Source organism: Candidatus Polarisedimenticolia bacterium (assembly GCA_035764505.1).
Classification (GTDB): Bacteria; Acidobacteriota; Polarisedimenticolia; order Gp22-AA2; family AA152; genus AA152.
In genome coordinates this window covers 1-2,927 of sequence record DASTZC010000159.1, presented here as the reverse complement: position 1 = coordinate 2,927, position 2,927 = coordinate 1, and the positions used below count along the sequence as shown (strand labels likewise).

Annotated in this window: 2 protein-coding genes; both read left to right on the top strand. The window is 65.9% G+C overall.

Translation table 11 applies throughout. From position 1 onward, the window contains the following. Positions 1–108 precede the first annotated feature (108 nt). Positions 109–2,184 carry a M13 family metallopeptidase gene (locus VFW45_10725; GenBank protein HEU5181260.1) on the top strand — a complete coding sequence of 692 codons (2,076 nt, stop codon included), beginning with the start codon at positions 109–111 and terminating at the stop codon, positions 2,182–2,184. A gap of 8 nt (positions 2,185–2,192) precedes the next feature. Then, positions 2,193–2,924 carry a hypothetical protein gene (locus VFW45_10720; GenBank protein HEU5181259.1) on the top strand — a complete coding sequence of 244 codons (732 nt, stop codon included), beginning with the start codon at positions 2,193–2,195 and terminating at the stop codon, positions 2,922–2,924. The last annotated feature ends 3 nt before the right edge of the window (positions 2,925–2,927 follow it).

Below are 2,927 nucleotides of genomic sequence, written 5' to 3'. Positions count from 1 at the left end.
GCACCTTCCTGCCCGCTTAGTGTTGCTGTACGGGCCCCTCAGGCTGGCTGGTCTTCTCAAGCGGGTGTAGAATTCCGCCCTCAAACGACCCCACCGGGAGCCTTGATCATGCCGCGACCCAAGCGATCCCTTGCGCCCGTTTTCCTTTTCGTGACTTTTCTCGCGATTCCTCCAATCCCGCCCGAGGCGACGGCGGCGGAGCCGGGGGCCGTGCCGCGTTTCGACGTGAAGAACATGGACACCTCCGTCGACCCGTGTGTCGATTTCTATCAGTACGCCTGCGGCACCTGGATGAAGAACAACCCGATCCCGCCCGATCGCGGCTCCTACGGCCGCGGCCGCGAGCTGCAGGAATACAACCTCTCGATGCTGAAGGGAATCCTGGAAAAGGCCGCGACACCCGACCCGACGCGCTCTCCCCTCAACCAGAAGATCGGCGATTTCTATGCCTCCTGCATGGACGACAAGGCAGCGGTGGGAAAGCCTCCCGCCGCCATCAAGCCCGACCTGGATCGCATCGCCGCGATGAAATCGAAAGCCGACCTGGCCGCTGTGGTGGGAAGCCTCCACGCCCGCGGCAGCATCCTCGCCATCGGCCGCGGAGGGTCGAGCCCGATCTTCGGCTTCGGCGCCCAGAGCGACTACCGTGACGCCAGCAAGATGGTGGCGGGAGCGGACCAGAGCGGGCTGGGACTCCCCGAGAAGGACTACTACTTCAAGGAAGACGAGAAATCGGTCGCGACGCGCAAGGACTACCTGGACCACCTGACGAAGACTTTCACCTTGCTGGGAGACGCGCCGGCGCGCGCCGCCGCGGCCGCACAGAGCGTCATGGCGATCGAGACCGATCTGGCGAAAGCCTCTTTGGACCGGGTGAGCCGGCGCGAGCCGAAGAACCTCGACCACACCATGTCCTTCTCCGACTTCACGCTGCTGGCTCCTTCCTTCAACTGGAAGGCCTATTTCAAGGAGATCCATGCCCCGGCTTTCACCAGCCTGAACGTGGCCGTCCCCGATTTCTTCAAGGGGATGGACACGGCGATCGGCAAGCACAAGCTGGACGCCTGGAAGGATTACCTGCGCTGGCGCGTGGCGGGAGCCTGGTCGCCGTATCTGGGCGGGGCCTTCGAGCAGGAGGCCTTCGATTTCTACGGCCGGAAGATCGGCGGCGCCAAGGAAATCCCGGCGCGCTGGAAGCGCTGCGTGGAGGCGGTCGATCAGAACCTCGGGGAGGCGCTCGGACAGCCCTACGCCGAGGCCACCTTCGGCGCCGAGGGGAAGGAGCGGATGCTGAAGCTGGTCAATGCGCTGCAGACTTCGCTCGAGCAGGACATCCAATCGCTCGGCTGGATGACGCCGGAGACCAAGAAGCAGGCCCTCGTGAAGCTGGCGGCCATCACCGACAAGATCGGCTACCCCGACAAGTGGCGCGACTATTCCTCGGTCAAGATCGCGCGCGGCGATCTGATCGGGAATCTGCAGCGCGCGCGGGGCTTCGAGGTGAGCCGCGATCTGGGCAAAATCGGCAAGCCGCTGGACAAGAGCGAGTGGGAGATGTCGCCGCCCACCGTCAACGCCTACTACAACCCGCAGATGAACAACATCAACTTCCCGGCCGGGATCCTGCAGCCGCCCTATTTCGATCGCGGCATGGACGACGCGGTGAACTTCGGCGCCATCGGCATGGTGATCGGCCACGAGCTGACGCACGGCTTCGACGATCAGGGCCGTCAGTTCGACGCGCAGGGAGACCTGGAGGACTGGTGGACGCCGGAGGATGCCAAAGCCTTCACGGAGCGCGCCGGCTGCCTGGTCGATCAGTACTCCAGCTACACGGCGGTCGGCGATCTCAAGATGAACGGCAAGCTGACGCTGGGGGAAAACACCGCCGACGCCGGCGGGACGCGCATCGCCTACATGGCCCTCATGCAGACCCTCGCCGACAAGAAGACCGATCCGATCGACGGCTTCACCCCGGCGCAGCGCTTCTTCCTGGGCCAGGCGCAGGTCTGGTGCGCCAACGTCTCGGACGAGGAGGCGCGCCTGCGGGCCCAGACCGACCCCCACGCGCTGCCGCGCTACCGCGTCAACGGCGTGGTCTCGAACATGCCCGAGTTCGCGCTCGCCTTCTCCTGCAAGCAGGACTCGCCGATGGTGCGCCAGAACGCCTGCCGCGTCTGGTAGGGGACCGCATGGATCCGATCCGGATCGGGCTGGTCGGAGACCGCAACCTGGAGGTCCGGGCGCACGCCGCCATTCCGCGGGCCCTCGATCTCGCCGGCAAGGGACTGCCGCGCTCTCTCGAGCCGGTCTGGCTCCTCACCACCACGCTCGGCCGCGATCTCGACGAGCGTCTCTCTCAACTGAGCGGATTGTGGTGCGTCCCCGGCAGCCCCTACAAGAGCACCGAGTCGGCGCTCTGGGCGATCCAGACGGCCCGCGAGCGCCCCATCCCTTTCCTCGGAACCTGCGGCGGTTTCCAGCATGCGGTCCTTGAATTCGCCCGCAACGTGCTGGGCTCTCCGGAAGCCGCGCACGCTGAGCTCAGCCCTGCGGCGAAGGATCCCTGGATCTCGGCGCTGTCCTGCTCGCTGGTGGGGGAGAGCGGCCTGATCAAGCTGGTGGCGGGGTCGAAGGCCGCGACGGCCTACGGGAAGGACAAGACCACCGAAGAGTATCACTGCAATTACGGCCTCAACGCCGCTTACCGGGAGCGGCTGGAAACGGGAGGGTTGAAGGCCACCGGATTCGACGAGGCGGGGGACGTCCGGATCCTCGAGCTGGAAGGACATCCCTTCTTCGTCGCCACGCTGTTCCAGCCGGAGCTCTCCGCCTATCGGGGAGTGCCACACCCCCTGGTGCGTGCCTTCGGCGAGGCCGCCTTCCACCATTGGCACCGCTCCCAGGCGCACGCCGCCTCCTGATCC

Excerpts from the sequence above, each read along its gene's own strand:
- VFW45_10725 (HEU5181260.1), top strand. The coding sequence starts at position 109 with ATGCCGCGACCCAAGCGATCCCTTGCGCCCGTTTTCCTTTTCGTGACT.
- VFW45_10720 (HEU5181259.1), top strand. The coding sequence starts at position 2,193 with ATGGATCCGATCCGGATCGGGCTGGTCGGAGACCGCAACCTGGAGGTC.